The organism is Treponema primitia ZAS-1, from assembly GCF_000297095.1.
GTDB lineage: Bacteria > Spirochaetota > Spirochaetia > Treponematales > Breznakiellaceae > Termitinema > Termitinema primitia_A.
The window spans coordinates 1-1,333 of record NZ_AEEA01000169.1 but is presented as its reverse complement, the minus strand read 5'-3'; the positions used below and the strand labels follow the sequence as shown (position 1 = coordinate 1,333).

Below are 1,333 nucleotides of genomic sequence, written 5' to 3'. Positions count from 1 at the left end.
AATGAAATTGAATCCCTTTAAGCAAGGCGAGCTGTACCGGGAAAGCCCGGTATTGGAAAACAAGTTACAAGCGGAAATTAAGTATTTCGCAATGTCTGAATCAGACCAGGAGGTAATAATATGATCGACACAAATGCGGCGGAACATAAAATCGGAATTGCAACCGTACGTGTACAAAATTATTTTGAACATGAACCAAGAAAAATTCTAACGGAAGCGGCAATCCTTGAAAAATTGGCAGAAATTGGGGAGCATGATTCCATTGTTGCCAATGCAGCGATTGACGTTCTACTGAACCGTAAGTATATCAAGGAATTCGGGTCCGGCTTTATTCGTACTTCTGATAGCAAGGCAATCGAAGCGCAGCAGCTATCCCAAAAGCAGCACGCCGGAAAGATTAAAACCCGGAGAGAGTTTGATCTAATGAGCGCAACGCAACGCCAAGAATTTTTGAAGGATGGCGGTATTTTAGGCTGACCGGAAAGCCCTGGGGGGATTATCTGCCCCTCAGGGTTTATTATTAGTGTAAAATAGTTTATATTAACGATATGAGCAGACCAACAAAATACAATAAAACAATCGCCGATAAACTGCCCGATTTGTTCGGAGAGGGCCAATCAATTATTGAGGTCTGCGGTGAACTCAAAATCTCACGGGATACTTTTTACAACTGGAAAAAACAATACCCCGAATTCTCAAAAGCGGTTGACGATGGTCTAACTTTGTCTCAGGCATTTTGGGAAAAGCTGGGCCGGGAAGGAACCCTCTGTTTAAGAAATGTTCAACCAACCATGTATATTTTTCAAATGAAAAACCGATTCCACTGGGCCGACAAGTCCGATCTAAATATGAACGGTGGCATTTTAATTCAAAAGATAGATTCAGACGACGAGGCAGCTTTATAGTGTTTCAAAAAACTGAAAAGCAAAAAGAGTTATACCGATTATTCAAAAAAAATAGAACCGTACTGGCTGAGGGTGGGGGACGGTCCGGGAAAACAACCGCAATAGTCCGCTATATTGTTTTAAGGGCGCTTAAATTTCCGGGGACGGATCATCTAATAGGCCGTTTTCGGTTTTCACATTGCAAACAAAGTATCTGTTTCCAGACCTTCCCAAAGTTAGCGGAAATTGAAGGGCTTAATTACAATTCATTCTTAAATAAATCAGACTGGTTTTATGATTTTCCTAACGGTTCTAAAATCTGGATAGGAGGTTTTGACTCAAAAGAACGGACGGAAAAAATCCTGGGGAATGAATATTCAAGCATTTATTTGAACGAATCGAGTCAAATAGATTTTAATACTTATGAAATGATACTTAGCCGATTAAAT

At 40.4% G+C, this 1,333-nt stretch carries 3 protein-coding genes; all 3 read left to right on the top strand.

The window, feature by feature from the left end:
- Positions 1–120 precede the first annotated feature (120 nt).
- Positions 121–477: a hypothetical protein gene (locus TPRIMZ1_RS0116665; RefSeq protein WP_010263391.1), complete on the top strand. Its 357-nt coding sequence runs from the start codon at positions 121–123 to the stop codon at positions 475–477.
- Positions 478–548: 71 nt separating this feature from the next.
- Positions 549–905 carry a transposase gene (locus TPRIMZ1_RS20755; RefSeq protein ID WP_010263390.1) on the top strand — a complete coding sequence of 119 codons (357 nt, stop codon included), beginning with the start codon at positions 549–551 and terminating at the stop codon, positions 903–905.
- The coding region (locus TPRIMZ1_RS19440; RefSeq protein ID WP_010263387.1) for a phage terminase large subunit at positions 905–1,333 on the top strand (429 nt) is incomplete at its 3' end. The genes TPRIMZ1_RS20755 and TPRIMZ1_RS19440, both read left to right, overlap by 1 nt.

What these genes read in the sequence shown, in the direction of transcription:
- TPRIMZ1_RS0116665 (WP_010263391.1), top strand. Translation starts at nt 121, where the DNA reads ATGATCGACACAAATGCGGCGGAACATAAAATCGGAATTGCAACCGTA.
- TPRIMZ1_RS20755 (WP_010263390.1), top strand. Translation starts at nt 549, where the DNA reads ATGAGCAGACCAACAAAATACAATAAAACAATCGCCGATAAACTGCCC.